Raw genomic sequence first — 15211 nt, forward strand, 5'->3', positions numbered from 1 at the left:
GACGATGACCGGAAATATCCGCACCTTCATCCTGATGGCCGCCCTGACCGCGCTGGTCATGGGCATGGGGGGGCTGATCGGCGGTAAGGGCGGCGCAGAGATCGCGCTGATCCTCGCCGGGGCAGGCAATCTTTTCGCGTGGTGGAACAGCGACAAGATGGTGCTGCGCCAGCAGGGCGCGCATCTTGTTACCCGCGAACAGGCGCCAGAGCTGGTGGATATGGTGGCGGCGCTGGCACAGCGCGCCAATCTTCCGATGCCCAAGGTTTATGTTCTGGAAACCGAACAGCCGAACGCCTTTGCCACCGGCCGCAACCCCGAAAACGCCGCCGTCGCGGTAACACAAGGGATCATGCGCGTGCTGAACCGGGACGAGCTGGCCGGGGTGATCGCGCATGAGCTGGCGCATATCAAGCATCGCGACACGCTGACCATGACCGTCACCGCCACCATGGCCGGGGCCATTGCCATGCTGGGCAATATGCTGATGTTTTCGTCGATGTTCGGCGGCCGCGATGAAAACCGCGGCGGTGGGCTTGCTGCGATTCTGGCAATGATCTTTGCGCCTCTGGCGGCAGGTCTGGTGCAGATGGCGATCTCACGCACCCGGGAGTATGAGGCTGACCGTATCGGGGCCGAAATCTGCGGCCAGCCCCTGGCCCTGGCCTCGGCGCTGGCGCGGATTTCGCGCGCAGCGTCGCAGGTGGTGAACCTGCCAGCCGAACAGAACCCGGCCTCGGCCAGCATGTTTATCATCAACCCGCTGCACGCCCTGCGCATGGACCGGCTGTTTGCCACCCATCCCCCCACCGAAGAGCGCATCGCCCGCCTGCAGGCCATGACGACCGGCGCTGGCGCTGGCCCATGGGGCGCAAGATGAGCCAGCCCGACCCCCTGCTGCGGCCCGAGCCGCTGGAAAGCGATGGCGAAGACCGCGCCCTGCGCCCGCAGCGGCTGGAAGATTTCGTCGGTCAGGCCGAGGCAAGGGCCAACCTGCGCGTATTTATCGAAAGCGCGCGGATGCGTGGCAAAGCCATGGACCACACGCTGTTTCATGGACCACCCGGTCTTGGCAAGACGACGCTGGCGCAGATCATGGCGCGCGAGCTGGGCGTGAACTTCAAGATGACCTCGGGACCGGTTCTGGCACGTGCGGGCGATCTGGCCGCAATTCTGACCAATCTTGAAGCACGCGACGTCCTGTTCATCGACGAGATCCACCGCATGAACCCGGCAGTCGAAGAGGTCCTTTATCCGGCGATGGAGGATTTCGAGCTGGATCTGGTCATTGGCGAGGGTCCCGCCGCCCGCACGGTGCGGATCGAGCTGCAACCCTTTACCCTTGTCGGCGCGACTACGCGTCTTGGCCTGCTGACCACGCCGCTGCGTGATCGCTTCGGCATCCCGACACGGCTGCAATTCTATACGATTGAAGAACTCGACCTGATCGTCAGCCGGGGCGCGCGGCTGATGGGCATCCCGAGCGAGCCTGACGGCACGCGCGAGATCGCCCGCCGCGCCCGGGGCACCCCGCGTATCGCCGGCAGGCTGCTGCGCCGGGTGATCGACTTTGCTCTGGTCGAGGGCGACGGCCGACTGACGCGCCAGATCGCCGATTCGGCGCTGACCCGGCTGGGGGTGGATCATCTGGGCCTTGATGGTGCCGACCGGCGTTATCTGACGCTGATCGCTGAACATTACGGCGGCGGGCCTGTCGGGGTGGAAACCCTCTCTGCCGCTTTGTCGGAAAGCCGCGACGCCATCGAGGAGGTGATCGAGCCCTATCTGATGCAGCAGGGACTGGTCAGCCGCACGCCACGCGGTCGCATGTTGGCGCGACTGGGCTGGCGGCATCTGGGTCTTGATGCGCCACGTGCACAGGAAAGCCTGTTCGATGAGTGACCTGGAAAGCCGCATCCGCAGCAGTTTCGACCGCCAGAGCATGATGCACACGCTGGGCGCGTGCATTGACCGGGTCGCGCGGGGCAAGGTCGTCATCACCGCCCCAATCCTGCCGACCGTGTTGCAGCAGCATGGTGCGGGTCATGCCGGACTGGCGTTTTCGATCGGCGATTCGGCAGCAGGATATGCGGCGCTGACACTGATGCCCGAGGGTGCCGAGGTGATGACGGTCGAGATGAAGATCAACCTGCTCTCGCCCGCCATCGGGGACAGGCTGGTGGCCGAAGGGCGGGTCGTCCGCTCGGGCCGTCGTATCACCGTGGTCGCCGCCGATGTCTGGGCCGAAGCCGAGGGCGGGCGCAAACAGGTCGCCATGTTGCAGGGCACGATGATCCCGGTCTGACCGGCTCGCTATGTGCAAGATCCGCAATCGCGGCCTCCGAAATGGATATTTAATCACGGAAGAATGCATGGGCCGGGCCAGAGGCTGCATGTGCGGTTCAGTAAGTGACGGTCGGAGCGTCTGAGGCTTTCACTCGGGACGGGCGGAGAGGACGCGATCCTCTTGCGCGATAAAATGCTCCATCATCAGCCGCCACAGCCGTTCAGCCAGATCGGGGTCAAGTCCATGCTTGCCGGCAAGGCGGCGGGCATTCGCAGCAACCTCTTCGACACGACTGTCGATACGGGCGGGCAGTTTCTCGCGCAGCTTGATCCTTGCCGCCTCGTCAATCAGCGCCGAACGTTCGGCAAGCAGCGCCACCAGCTGCGCGTCCAGCGCGTCGATGCGCGCGCGCAGTTCAGGCATGGCAGAGTTCGGCGACAGTTCAGGGTAGCGACGGTTCATGTCTGTCCCATGCCTTGCGCCGGCTGGCAGTGCAAGCCCCGCCAGCCCCTGACTGACCCCCAGCACAGGACAAATTTCCGCCAGTCACCACGCTGGAAGACAACAAAAAGCCCCCGGCCTGGTGACCGGGGGCTATTTCATCAGCGCGCAGGCTCAGCCCTGGGGTTGAGGCGCGGCATCCGAGGGCGGGGTGGCCACGCCGGCCCGCGGGATGGCGCTGACCGAGGGGATCGAGGAGCCGGGCGTATCATCGTCACCGCCCAGAGGCTCGCCCCGGATCACGCGACCGATATCCTCACCCGTCAGGGTTTCATATTCCAGCAGGCCCTTGGCCAGACGCTCGAATTCCTCGCTTTTCTCGGTGAGGATGCGATATGCGGTCTGGTAGCCTTCCTCGATCAGGTCGCGAACCTCTTGCTCGATCAGCTCTTTGGTCGCGGCCGAGACCGAGAAGCCACCGGTATTGCCGGAATAGCCCTCATGTGCCTCGGCATAGTCGATGTTGCCGACCTTGTCGGACATGCCCCAGCGCATCACCATGGCCCGGGCCAGCTGGCTGGCCTGTTGGATGTCGCCCGCCGGACCGTTCGAGACGCCTTCTTCGCCATATTTGATGATCTCGGCTGCTTTGCCGGCCATCGTCATGGCGATTTTTTCCTTGGCCTCGTCCTTATGGTAGTTCAACCGGTCCATTTCCGGCAGTGAAACCACCATGCCCAAGGCACCGCCGCGCGGAATGATCGTCGCCTTATAGACCGGGTCACATTTCGGCAGGCTAAGCCCGACGATGGCATGCCCGGCCTCGTGATAGGCAGTCTTTTCCTTTTGCTCGGGCGTCAGCACCATACTGCGACGTTCAACCCCCAGCATGACCTTGTCCTTGGCGTTCTCAAAATCCTCCATGGTGACAAAGCGGCGACCGATACGGGCAGCCATCAGCGCAGCCTCGTTCACAAGGTTCATCAGATCGGCGCCCGAAAAGCCCGGGGTCCCACGCGCGATGATGCGCAGGTCCACATCAGGGCCGACGGGGACCTTGCGTGAATGGACGGCAAGGATCTTTTCGCGGCCCTTGATATCGGGATTGGGTACATAGATCTGACGGTCGAAGCGGCCCGGACGCAGCAGCGCAGGATCAAGCACGTCCTTGCGGTTGGTGGCCGCGATGATGATGACGCCCTCATTAGCGTCAAAGCCGTCCATCTCGACCAGCAGCTGGTTCAGCGTCTGCTCGCGTTCGTCGTTGCCGCCACCGATGCCGACACCACGGGCGCGGCCGACGGCGTCGATCTCGTCGATAAAGACGATGCAGGGGGCGGATTTCTTGGCTTGCTCGAACATGTCGCGGACGCGGCTCGCACCGACGCCGACGAACATTTCGACGAAATCCGAGCCCGAGATGGTAAAGAAGGGCACGCCGGCCTCGCCCGCGATGGCACGCGCAAGCAGCGTCTTACCGGTGCCGGGAGGGCCGACCAGCAGCGCACCCTTTGGAATCTTGCCGCCCAGACGGCTGAATTTCTGTGGATTGCGCAGGAATTCGACGATTTCTTCCAGCTCTTCTTTGGCTTCGTCGATACCGGCGACATCGTCAAAAGTCACGCGGCCGTGCTTTTCGGTCAGCAGCTTGGCGCGCGATTTGCCAAAGCCCATCGCCCCGCCTTTGCCGCCGCCCTGCATGCGGTTCATGAAAAAGATCCACACGCCGATCAGCAGAATGAAGGGCAGCCAGACGCCAAGAAGCGACATGAAGCCGGATTGCTGCTGACGCTCGACCCGGACATCGACGCCACGGTCGACCAGGCGGCTTGCCAGCTCTTCGCCCTGCGGACGGACGGTCGAGTATTGCTGGCCGTCTTTGCCGGTAATGCCGACATTCTCGCCATCAATAGTGACGGCGGCGACCTGGTCCTTTTCCACCCGCTGGATGAAATCGGAATAGCTGATCTGGCGGCTGTTCATCTGAGCCGATCCGTCGCTGAACAGATTGAACAGCGCCAGGATCATCAAAAACAGAACCACCCAGAAGGCGATATTGCGCGCATTGCCCAAAGGCATGTCCTCCGCGGGTAAACAGGCTTCCGCTTGAAAATAGGGATTCCGGCGTCAGGTTCAATGCGTATAGAGCAACGCGCGGAATTCGCCCAGCCCGCGCAGCGGTTGCGCGGTAAGCTTTATGTCCGGTTGCAGGGCTGGCGCAGCAGCCAGATTCCTGCCCGCCCAGATACCCGGCGTTGCTGCAGCCTCATCCCGGGTCAGGCCCAAGGCGCGCCATTCCAGATCGGGCAGCGGTTCGTGGCCAAGCGCCCGGACCTGCTGGCCCGGCTCTAGCCCTTTGATCTGCCAGCGGCGGTCCCAAATCGCCCCCTCCCCCTCGACCGGAGGGCTGCGCCGCGCAGCAGCGGGTTCGCGGATCATCAGCAAAAACCCATCGCGCGGTTGCAGGATCACCCCGTCAAGTGTCAGACGCGCACCGTCCGCCAGCGCCTCAAGCGCGTGCAGCACCGGCTCCCCCCGGGGGGGGTAGGCCGCGCCACTGACAAAGCGCAGCCCTGCGACAAGAAGTCGCCGCCTGATCTCGACCGGGGCACCGCGAAAGGCATCCAATGGCAGTGCCAGAGACCCCGCGCGACTGAATGCCCCCTCGGACAACCGCGCTGCAAAATCGCACAGCGCCTCACGCGCCATCGAAAGATTGGCCGCCGAACGCGCGATCTGGCGTATGGGCAGGTCCAGCGCGGCAATGGCCTTGCGGACACGCACACGCTCATAATCCTCATTCTCGTTCGAGGGGTCATCAGCCCAGGAAATGCCGCGCCCACGTAACCATTGCCGCAGATCGGCGCGCGAAACCTCCAGCAAGGGGCGCAGCCAGGTGACGCCCATAGCCTCACGCGCGGGGGCCATGGCTGACAACCCGTCCACCCCCGCTCCACGATTAAGCCGCATCAACAGCGTCTCGGCCTGATCATTCAGCGTGTGGCCCAGAAGTACGGCTGACAGCCCGCGCCGCCGCGCCCAGTCGGAAAGCAGGCGCAGGCGTCCTTCGCGCGCGGCCGCCATCAGATTGCCGTCGCCGCCATAGGTCCAGTGCAGAGTTTCGTGGGAAATACCAAGTGAGGCTGCCGCCAGACCGGCCTGCTGTGCCTCATCAGCCGAGGCCGCGCGTAAACCGTGATCGACTGTCGCGGCAAACAGTGGTCTGCGCCCCCAGCCATGGGCAAGGTGCATCAGGGCCATCGAGTCTCCGCCTCCTGACAGGGCGATGCCGATGGCCTGGTGTTCACCGGCAAGGCGGTCCAGCACGGTATGGACAAGGGGTTCGACTGTTGCGGGCTCAGCCGCCATCAACAAGATCCGCTGCAGCCTCGGGGTCCATCTCCCCGGTCTCGCCCTCGGCCGGGGCGTCGCAGCCGGCGCTTGCGATGCGCTTTTCGGCCTCGGTGGCCTGTGGCGCATCAGGGAAACGGGCAAGGATTTCCTGAAGGTAATAGCAGCCCTCTTGCGGGCCGGCCTTGGCAGACATGGCCCGGGACAGGCCCAGAAGGGCATCGGGCGCCTGTGGTCCGTTGGGATTGGCGGCAAAGCTTTCAAGCCAGGCGATCCCCGCGCCTGAAAGATCACCGGCAGAGTCAAGCGCCGCCCCTCGCAGGAACAGCGCCTCGGCGGTCAGTGGACCGCCAGTATGGGTTTCGGCGATGGCCGCAAAGAGCTCCGCAGCACGACGAAAGTCACCTTGACCGAGCACCTCCCGGGCCCGGTCGAAATCGGCTTTTTCCGCCGCGGTCACGGCGACCCCAGCCGCAGGGGTCCTGGGTTGCGTCAAGGCACCTTGCTGGTCCGAGGAGGGCAGCGCACCTGTCCCGCCCTGTTCGCCCAGCGGAGGCGTGGTCAGGCTGCCAAGATCGCAGCCCTCTTCCATCTCGCACAGGCGAAACTCGATATCGCCGATACGGGTGGTACCATCCCTGACGATGCGGTCGATGCGGTTCTGCAACTGCTCGGTCTGGCCGGTCAGCTGCTGCAGACGCATCTCCATCGAGTTCATGCGGTCAATGGCGCTGTCGCCTCCGGCCGCCGCGAAACCGGCCGGTCCCGAGGCAACCAGCTGCGCCCGCAGCGACTGCAGATCAGCCGACAGCTGGTTCAGCTCGGCCCGGATGTCGGCCAGGGTGCCCGCATCCTGCCCCATCGCCGGCAGCGCAGCCAGCGCAAGCCCGGCTGCAAGCATCAATCCCCTGAGGCCCCGGACGGTCATCACATACCTGCCCCGGGGCTGACCACAGTCACAGCCCGACGGTTTTTGGAATAGCATTCCTCAGTCGAACAGATCGCCAGCGGACGTTCCTTGCCATAGCTGACCGTGCGCAGACGGCCCGGCGGCACGCCCTGAGAAATCAGGTACTCCTGAACCGAGTTGGCCCGGCGCGCGCCCAGGGCAAGGTTGTATTCGCGGGTGCCCTGTTCGTCCGCATGCCCCTCGATCACCGCCGAGAAACCCTGGTTCTGGTTCAGCCAGCCAGCCTGATTGGCCAGAATAACCCGGCCCTCGGGCGAAAGCGTCGACTGGTCAACGGCGAAAAGAACCGTGTCCCCAACGGCGGTCTTGAAATATTCAGCCGTGCCCGGCAGCGCCGTTGACCCGACGCCGCCAGCACCGCCTGCCCCGGCATAGGGATCCTGAACCTGCGCATCCGGCATAGGCCGGGCGCAGGCCGCCAGCGCGAAAACGGCGCCGACTGCGGCAATTTTAATGAAAGTTTTCATAACTCTGTCCATTTCACGCGCCTCAGGGCAGCAACGGTCCCCAATCGGGGTCCGAGGCCGCACCGTTGATCTTGACCGGACGCATATTGCGCCCTGTGATATCCACCGAATGCAAGCGCGGCTCGCCGTCGCCGCCCGGTGTCACCCGCGTGAACATCACCACGCGCCCATTGGGGGCCCAAGTCGGCCCCTCGTCAAGAAACGATTCCGTCAGCATTTTCTCTTCTGAACCATCGGTGCGCATGACCCCGATGTGGAATTTGCCGCTGACCTGCCGGGTAAAGGCGATCATGTCACCACGCGGCGACCAGACCGGGGTCCCATAGCGCCCCTCGCCAAAGCTGATCCGCTTGGGCTCTCCGCCATTCGCACCCATGATGTAAAGCTGCGGCGTGCCCGAACGGTCGCTTTCAAACACGATCTGGCGGCCATCGGGGCTGTAGCTGGGTGAAGTTTCGATCGACGGGGCATTCGTCAGCGCCCGCTGCGCACCGGTCGCGGCATCCATCTGATAGATATCGGTATTGCCGTTCTTTTCCAGCGAATAGACGATCCAGCGCCCGTCGGGCGAAAAGCGCGGTGAAAAGCTCATCGTGCCCTGCTGGGCCGAGCCCAGCGAGCGGGTGGCCAGCGTGTTCACGTCCATGACCATCGCCTGCGGGAACCCCGTGGCATAGCTGGTGTAAAGCAGCCGCGACCCGTCAGGCGAAAAACGCGGCTTCAGCACCAGAGTTGAATCGTCGGTCAGCCATTTCACATTGGCGCCGTCATAATCCATGATGCCGATACGCTTGCGGCGCGCGTCCTTGGGACCGCTTTCCTGCACAAAGGCCACACGGCTGTCGAAATAAGGCCCCTCGCCCGTCAGGCGCGAATAGACCTGATCGGCGGCCTTATGCGCAGCGCGGCGCCAGTTGCCCGTGGCCGCGTCGAACTGCATGCCATCGCCCAAAGGCTGACCGGCAAAAACGTCAAACAGGCGAAACTTGACGATGACCTTGCCACCTTCGACCCGCACGGCGCCAGTGATCAGCGCCTGCGCGTTGATCGCTTTCCAGTCCTCGTAGGAAACCGGTGCGTCAAAGCTTTCAGGCCGCGCGATATGGGCGCTGGCGGGGATTTCGCGGAAAAGGCCCGTCCCGGTCAGGTCGGCGGCGATCAGGCTTTGCACCTGTTGCAGGTATTCGCCTGCCCCGCCCTCATCATGGAACTGGGCGATAGCAAAGGGCATCGGCTCAATCACGCCATCGGTGATCTCGATTCGCAACGGCCCGTCCTGCGCAAACACCGGCGCAGCAAGCCCCAGCCCCGCAAGGGCCATGACAGAAGTCAGAAAAAGTTTTCGCAACATGAATCGCCCTCTGGAGGTCTTGGTTGCAGGATAAAGTGTCGCGCGGCGAGATACCATGTCACTTTACCCGCGCGCCGCCGCTGGCATTGAAGTCGATGATGACATCCTTCCAGCGGTTGTATTTCTCGGGCGGCAGATTGTAGCCGCCACGCTCGCACATCAGGATCGCCCGGCGCGCGGCCTCATAAGCCTGTTTCGCCGCCGCGTCCGATCCGCCATCATGGCCGATCATGCGTAACGAACCCTTTTCGACCGTGCCATCCGGGGCCATCGAGAAGCGAACCGAAACCGTGGTACGGCTGGCCTCGGTCGAAAGAGAGCCGCGGTTCCAGCAAGCCTCGACCGCGACGCGGAAGCCATCCTTTTCGCCCTGGCTCAGCGGAGGACCGCTCGCGGCTGCCCCGCCACCACCCGAACCGGCCGAGCCCTGATCCTTCATCGCCTCGGCCAGCGCGGCCTGTTTGGCGGCCTCGGCTGCCTTGCGCTCGGCCTCGGCCTTTTCCCGGGCCCTGGCTTCGGCTGCGGCCTTCTCGGCAGCTTTCTTAGCGGCCGCCTTTTCCTCAGCCTCCTTGCGGGCCCTGGCCTCAGCGGCCTTGCGCTCTGCCTCTGCTTTTTCAGCAGCAGCTTTCTCGGCGGCGGCCTTTTCGGCTTTTGCGCGGCGCTCGGCCTCTGCCTTACGCTCAGCGGCGCGTTTTTCGGCAGCCGCCTTGTCAGCCTCGGCTTTCTCGGCCGCTTCGGCTGCTGCCAGACGGCGCGCACGCTCGGCGGCAGCTTCGGCCTTACGGGCGGCTTCTGCTTCGGCCTGCTTACGTTCTGTCTCGCGCCGCTCTTCCTTGGCGCGCTCATCGGCGGCGCGTTTGGCGGCGGCTTCCTCAGTCTTGGCCGCGGCGGCACGTTCAGCAGCAGCCTCGGCCTCTTCGCGGGCCAAAAGCTGCTCACGCTCACGGGCAGCCTCGGCAGCGGCGCGGCGGGCCTGAACGGCCTCGGCCAGCCCCTCGGGACGGCCACGCGGGCGCACCGAGTCAACCGGAGCCAGCGCCGAACGCTGCGGAATCGGGGCCGGAGATTGCGGCTGTGCCGGGTTGCGGGCCGGGTCGGGCCGATCCTGACTTTGCGGTAGCGCCGCAAGCTCGACGGCATTGTCAGGCTCGGTCGGACGCGGCGTGTCGGTCGCCACCTCGACCGGGCGGCTGGCGTTTTCGAAATCTGACAGGTCCGGACGCGCCTCGGGCCGGTCCGAGGGGCGCGACAGCTCAGCCGCCGTCGCATCGGGATCAGGCGGACTCGTCGCCTCGATCTCGCCCAGCCGGTTCTCATCGGCGGGCGGGCGCGGTTGCGCGGGCGTAGTCGCAGCCTCGTCCGACACCGGCCCGCGCCCGGCGGCTGCGGCGGCAAGGGACTGAAATTCGGCCTCGGTCATGGTTGCGACCTCGGCCATGCGCACGGCCTCCAGCGGCTGGGGCCGGAACAGCGCGCCGCCCACCAGCGCCGCGCCCAGCAGTCCGGCATGGGCGACGCCCGAGACCCAGAAGCCGATGCGTTCAGCGCGGTCCATCGTCCTAGCCTTCCCCACCCGCATCCATGCGCGGCCCGCCGGCATCGGTCACCAGAACGATGTTGTTAAAGCCCGCCGCGTTCAGCGCGCCCATCACCTCCATCACCCGCGCATAGGGGATCGAGCCGTCGGCGCGCAGATAGATCTTGTCGCTCTGCCGTTCGGTGGCGACAGCGCGCAGACGGCTGACCAGTTCATCCTCGGGGACTTCGGTGGTCATGACAAGGATCGGCCCCTCGGGCGTGACCGAGACGCTCAGCGGTTCCTCCGGCTCGGCCGGCACGGCCTGGGCGGCGGTCTTGGGCAGCTCCAGGGGCACGCCCACGGTCAGGAGCGGTGCCGCCACCATAAAGATGATCAGCAGCACCAGCATCACGTCCACAAAGGGCGTGACGTTGATTTCAGCCATCGGCTGGCTGCGCCCGCGCGCCCTGCCCCTGCCGTTGCGGCTGCGTTTGACGACCCCGGCACCCATCTTATTCGTCGTCCAGCTGGCGTGAAAGTATGGTCGAGAATTCGTCGGCGAAGGACTCATAGCCACCGGTGATACGGTCGGCATCCGAGCTGAGCTTGTTGTAGAAGATCACCGCCGGAATAGCCGCAAGCAGACCCAGCGCGGTCGCAACCAGCGCCTCGGCAATGCCCGGCGCAACCACGGCAAGCGACGTGTTTTGCGAGATAGCAATTTCTTCAAACGCGGTCTTGATGCCCCAGACGGTGCCGAACAGCCCGATGAAGGGCGCGGTCGAACCGACCGTGGCAAGGAAGGGCAGGCCACGGGTCAGGCGATCATTTTCGCGGTTGATGGCGACATTCATGGCCCGGTCGATACGCGCGGTTACACCGGCGATCAGATTGCCGTCGTCGCGCAAACTGCGGCGCCATTCGGCCATGCCCGAGGAAAAGATGCGTTCGGCAGGACCCGAGGGATTTTCGCCAATCCGGTCGTAAAGATCATCCAGCGGCTGACCCGACCAGAAGGCGCGGTCAAAGCGATCCGCCTCGCGCCGGGCGGCGTTGAAGGTGATGAACTTCTGAATGATGATCGCCCAGCCCCAGAACGAGGCGAGGATCAGGATCACCATGACGATCTGAACGGTCAGCGAGGCGCGTGCGAAAAGCGCGATAAGCGAGAAATCGACCGGCTGTCCGGCTCCGGCGAGTTGTTCCATGGAATTCGGCCTGTCCTTGGGCCGCTGACGTGCGGCTTCTGCATGGGCAGTTAACAGAACCGCCGAACGGGGCAAAGCCGGCTTGCGTCAAATCTGCGTCAATTGACCGCGAGAACAGCCATCCGCGGCGATCCCGCCACATCGGTCCAAGGGGGCGCCCGCATTGACCCAAAGGTGCAATCTGGCTAGCAGGGCATGAGCCGCCCCGCACCTGCGGACGCTGATTTCATGTCCTTGGGCCCTGTCCCCAAAGAACAAGGAAACCCGGAACATGCCGTCTACATCCCCCGTGCAGGCCGAAAACGTCTTTGTCCAGACCTACCGGGTCTATTACGCCGAAACCGACGCGGGCGGGATCGTCTACCATTCAAAATACATGGAGTTCGCCGAGCGCAGCCGCTCGGAGCTGCTGCGCCATGTCGGCTATCCGCTGGTCAGCGCCGAGGGCGGGCAATTCGTCGCGCGCAACGCCTCGATCTCATGGCAGCGGCCGGCGCGGCTTGACGATCTGATCCGCTGCGAATCCTCGGTCATCGCCATCCGGGGCGCGAGCCTGCGCATTCGCCACGCATTCTACCGCGATAAGGAAATGCTGGTGCAGATCGAGATTGAGCTGGCCCATATCAACGCCCAGATGCGCGCGGCACGGATACCAGCAGCCCTGATCGAAAAACTGTCGCCTTATCTGGCAGACAGTCCCCTCTAGCCTTCACGATCCATTCGCGCCGCCAGCCGCAGCGCATGTGATGGATCGGTCGCCACGGCGGGCATGACCGGGTCATAGGCCGCGCGGATCAGGCTGGCGAGTTCCGGCGTCGGTACCACATCGCGGGTAAAGGACAGCATCGCGCGCACCGCCAGCGTCTCGGCCAGTTGGCCCGGATGGGCGTCAGCCAGCGCGCCGCCCATATTGACAAAGGCCATACAGGCCCGGATCGCCCCGTCGGCATCAAAGCGGAACAGCCGGTATTGATCAGCGGCGCTGGCCTTTAACCGCTCGGGCAGTCCGCTTTGGCCGGTAAGCCGGTCCAGATCGGGTATACCCTGCAACTCATCCCAGTCGCGCACGAAAAAGGTCAGCATGTTCGCGCCCATCTCGGGATCGGTATCGGCAATCGGGTGGCGGGCATGGGCCAGAACGGCCCGGGTGGCGTCACGAAAGACCGCCAGACTTTCATCGGTCAGGCCAAAGATCACCGGCGCAACCGGCCGCCCCCAGCGCGCGCAGAGATATTGCCCCTCGCGCGTGAAGAGCGCTGCGATCCCTTCGGCATCGAGCATGATGTCGCCTTTCCTTGACCGGTGAATACCTTGGCGCCGGGTGCCTTCAGCAGGCGATGCCCGCCCTTGTCGTGTCGCAGGTTGCGCGGTTGGCGATGCCTCTCATTGCACCAGAGATGATCATGCTCATGCGCCTTTCCCACGCTGACCGGGGCCGTTTTGGCCAGTTTCGCACAGCTAGTCAACGCAGCGAAAACCTGCCAAACCATAACCGGCTACGCTGTAAAGAGGTGCGCCATGAACGAAATCATTTTGCGTCGCGCCTATGACAAACCCGAGCCACATGAGGGCAGACGCGTGCTTGTCGATCGCTTTTGGCCGCGTGGTATCCGGCGCGAGGCTCTGGCTGCGGATCTGTGGCTGAAAGAAATCGCGCCCTCGGCCGGACTTTGCCGCTGGTTCGGCCATGACCCGGCAAAGTGGGACGAGTTCCGCCGCCGCTACGCCGCCGAACTTGATGCGAACCCCGGCCCCTTGCAGCAATTGCGCGACCTGATCGACGCAGGGCCGGTGACGCTGCTTTATGGTGCAAGGGACGGCGAACATAACAACGCCGTCGCCCTGCGCGATTATCTGGCTCAGTAACCCACCGTCGCCGCATCCGGCCGGCGCGGGTCCGAGGCGCCATAGACCGAACCCGTCTCGGGGTCGCGCATGATCGACTGGGTCGAACCCATCGCCTCTTTCAGCGCCACGGCATGACCCTTGGCCTGCAGGACGCGGACGGTGTCAATGCTGATCCCCTCTTCGACCCGCAGTTCATCAGGCAGCCATTGGTGATGGACGCGCGGCGCAGTCGAGGCCTCGGCCACGTTCATGCCGTGGTCGATCATGTTCATGATCACCTGCAGAACCGTGGTGATGATCCGTGCCCCGCCGGGCGAGCCGGTGACCAGCCAGACCTTGCCATCCTTAAGCACCATGGTCGGCGTCATGGACGACAGCGGCCGCTTGCCCGGCGCGATGGCATTGGCGTCGCCCCCGACAAGGCCAAAGGCATTCGGCACCCCAGGCTTGGCCGAAAAATCGTCCATCTCATTGTTCATCAGCACGCCGGTGCCCGCCGCCACCAGCCCCGAACCATAATTCAGGTTGATGGTATAGGTGTTCGAGACCGCATTGCCGTCCTTGTCCACTACCGAGAAATGCGTGGTCTGGTCGGATTCATAGGGGGCCAAACCGGCCGGTTTGATCATCACCGAGGGCGTGGCGAAATCAGCACTGATCTTGCGGCGCATCTCGGCCGCGTAATCCTTGCTGGTCAGTGCCTCTACCGGCACATCGACGAAATCCGGGTCGCCCAGATATTCCGAACGGTCGGCATAGGCAAGCTTCATCGCCTCGGCCATCAGGTGGATCGTCTCACCCGAGTTCTGCCCCAGCGCCCCGATCGGATAGCCCTCAAGCGCGTTCAGGATCTGGATCAGGTGTACCCCACCCGAAGACGGCGGCGGCATCGAGACCACCTCATAGCCGCGGTAGGTTCCGCGCACGGGTTCGCGCAGGATGGGCTTATAGGCGGCCATATCTTCGGGCGTGATCACGCCCCCCGCCTCTTGCACGGCCTTGGCGATAGCCTCGGCCACCTCGCCCTTGTAGAAACCGTCCGGCCCTTCGGCAGCGATCTTTTTCAGCGTTTTGGCCAGATCGGCCTGCACCAGCCGGTCGCCGGGGCGATAGGCTTCCCCGCCCTCTTTGAAAAAGACCGCGGCGGTCGAGGGGAATTTCTCCAGATGCTCACGCTCGGCCTCGATACTGTCGGCAAGCTCGGGCGTGACGGTGATCCCCTCTTCGGCCAGCCGGATCGCCGGGGCGATGACCTCGGTCCATTCCATACTGCCATAGTTCTCAAGCGCGAGTTTCATCCCCGCGACCGTCCCCGGCACCCCTGATGCCGCGCCGCTGTAAAGCGACCTGTCGCTGTCGGCATCACCCGCCGCATTCAGGAACATATCGCGCGAGGCACCCTGCGGCGCCATCTCACGATAGTCGATGGCGTGGGTCTGGCCGGTATTGGCGTCATGGATCAGCATAAAACCACCACCGCCGATGTTGCCTGCCCGTGGCAGCGTCACCGCCAGCGCAAAGGCCACCGCCACACCGGCGTCGACCGCATTGCCGCCCTTGGCCAGAATGTCGCGGCCGATCTCGGCCGCCAGCCGCTCCTGGGCCGATACCATGCCATTTTCAGCCCAGACCGGATGGATGCGATCCATCGGATCAAAGAACGCCGACTCTTGCGCCATGACAGGCTGGCTGATGCCGACTGCCAAGGCGAATGCTGCAATGCTGCCGGTTTTGAAAATTCGTTTGTTCATCACGCCCTCTGCTTGACC

Annotated in this window: 16 protein-coding genes; 5 read left to right on the top strand and 11 right to left on the bottom strand. The window is 64.3% G+C overall.

The features are described from left to right. Positions 1 to 4 precede the first annotated feature (4 nt). The 3 genes from htpX to M511_RS06750 are packed head-to-tail and all read left to right on the top strand — an operon-like array spanning position 5 to position 2305. A complete protein-coding gene (gene htpX, locus M511_RS06740; protein WP_085501755.1) occupies positions 5 to 880 on the top strand; it encodes a zinc metalloprotease HtpX in 876 nt (291 codons plus the stop codon). Next, a complete protein-coding gene (ruvB, locus tag M511_RS06745; RefSeq protein WP_010393728.1) occupies positions 877 to 1902 on the top strand; it encodes a Holliday junction branch migration DNA helicase RuvB in 1026 nt (341 codons plus the stop codon). The genes htpX and ruvB overlap by 4 nt, the downstream gene beginning before the upstream one ends. Then, positions 1895 to 2305, top strand: coding sequence for a PaaI family thioesterase (locus M511_RS06750; RefSeq protein ID WP_010393726.1), 411 nt, complete (start codon positions 1895 to 1897; stop codon positions 2303 to 2305). Before ruvB ends, M511_RS06750 begins: the two co-directional genes overlap by 8 nt. 129 nt (positions 2306 to 2434) lie before the next feature. On the opposite strand, the gene M511_RS06755 is transcribed toward M511_RS06750, so the two are convergent. The 9 genes from M511_RS06755 to tolQ form a co-directional block, all read right to left on the bottom strand. Then, entirely contained in the window at positions 2435 to 2749 is a 315-nt protein-coding gene (locus M511_RS06755) for a chorismate mutase (protein WP_040601711.1), read from the bottom strand. Positions 2750 to 2902: 153 nt separating this feature from the next. Continuing rightward, a complete protein-coding gene (ftsH, locus tag M511_RS06760) occupies positions 2903 to 4801 on the bottom strand; it encodes an ATP-dependent zinc metalloprotease FtsH (protein WP_085501808.1) in 1899 nt (632 codons plus the stop codon). Between the two features lie 60 nt (positions 4802 to 4861). Next, complete coding sequence (gene tilS / locus M511_RS06765) at positions 4862 to 6097, bottom strand: tRNA lysidine(34) synthetase TilS (protein WP_010393718.1); 1236 nt, start codon at positions 6095 to 6097, stop codon at positions 4862 to 4864. Then, a complete protein-coding gene (locus M511_RS06770) occupies positions 6087 to 7007 on the bottom strand; it encodes a tetratricopeptide repeat protein (RefSeq protein WP_227493375.1) in 921 nt (306 codons plus the stop codon). The genes tilS and M511_RS06770 overlap by 11 nt, the downstream gene beginning before the upstream one ends. After that, entirely contained in the window at positions 7007 to 7516 is a 510-nt protein-coding gene (gene pal, locus M511_RS06775; protein ID WP_010393715.1) for a peptidoglycan-associated lipoprotein Pal, read from the bottom strand. Before pal ends, M511_RS06770 begins: the two co-directional genes overlap by 1 nt. Positions 7517 to 7538: 22 nt before the next feature. Next, positions 7539 to 8849, bottom strand: a complete 1311-nt coding sequence (gene tolB / locus M511_RS06780) for a Tol-Pal system beta propeller repeat protein TolB (protein WP_369750405.1) — start codon at positions 8847 to 8849, stop codon at positions 7539 to 7541. A 76-nt stretch (positions 8850 to 8925) separates the two neighbouring features. Beyond that, the gene (locus M511_RS06785) at positions 8926 to 10422 is read right to left on the bottom strand and encodes a protein TolA (RefSeq protein ID WP_085501757.1); all 1497 of its coding nucleotides are present in this window, start codon (positions 10420 to 10422) and stop codon (positions 8926 to 8928) included. Between the two features lie 4 nt (positions 10423 to 10426). Then, positions 10427 to 10897: an ExbD/TolR family protein gene (locus tag M511_RS06790; RefSeq protein WP_010393708.1), complete on the bottom strand. Its 471-nt coding sequence runs from the start codon at positions 10895 to 10897 to the stop codon at positions 10427 to 10429. 1 nt (position 10898) lies between these two features. After that, a complete protein-coding gene (gene tolQ, locus M511_RS06795) occupies positions 10899 to 11594 on the bottom strand; it encodes a protein TolQ (RefSeq protein WP_010393705.1) in 696 nt (231 codons plus the stop codon). 271 nt (positions 11595 to 11865) lie between these two features. On the opposite strand from tolQ, the gene M511_RS06800 reads away from it, so the two are divergent. Beyond that, positions 11866 to 12300 carry a YbgC/FadM family acyl-CoA thioesterase gene (locus M511_RS06800; RefSeq protein WP_010393703.1) on the top strand — a complete coding sequence of 145 codons (435 nt, stop codon included), beginning with the start codon at positions 11866 to 11868 and terminating at the stop codon, positions 12298 to 12300. Here M511_RS06800 and M511_RS06805 read toward each other — a convergent pair. Continuing rightward, positions 12297 to 12875: a hypothetical protein gene (locus tag M511_RS06805; RefSeq protein ID WP_085501758.1), complete on the bottom strand. Its 579-nt coding sequence runs from the start codon at positions 12873 to 12875 to the stop codon at positions 12297 to 12299. The genes M511_RS06800 and M511_RS06805 overlap by 4 nt on opposite strands. Before the next feature lie 237 nt (positions 12876 to 13112). Between M511_RS06805 and M511_RS06810 the strand changes: the two genes are divergently transcribed. Next, the gene (locus M511_RS06810; RefSeq protein WP_010393699.1) at positions 13113 to 13460 is read left to right on the top strand and encodes a DUF488 domain-containing protein; all 348 of its coding nucleotides are present in this window, start codon (positions 13113 to 13115) and stop codon (positions 13458 to 13460) included. Here the strand turns inward: M511_RS06810 and ggt are convergent. Further along, complete coding sequence (gene ggt / locus M511_RS06815; protein WP_085501759.1) at positions 13454 to 15193, bottom strand: gamma-glutamyltransferase; 1740 nt, start codon at positions 15191 to 15193, stop codon at positions 13454 to 13456. The two genes, M511_RS06810 and ggt, sit on opposite strands and share 7 nt — an antisense overlap. Between the last annotated feature and the right edge of the window lie 18 nt (positions 15194 to 15211).

The organism is Paracoccus sp. J56, from assembly GCF_019633685.1.
GTDB classification, from domain to species: domain Bacteria; phylum Pseudomonadota; class Alphaproteobacteria; order Rhodobacterales; family Rhodobacteraceae; genus Paracoccus; species Paracoccus kondratievae.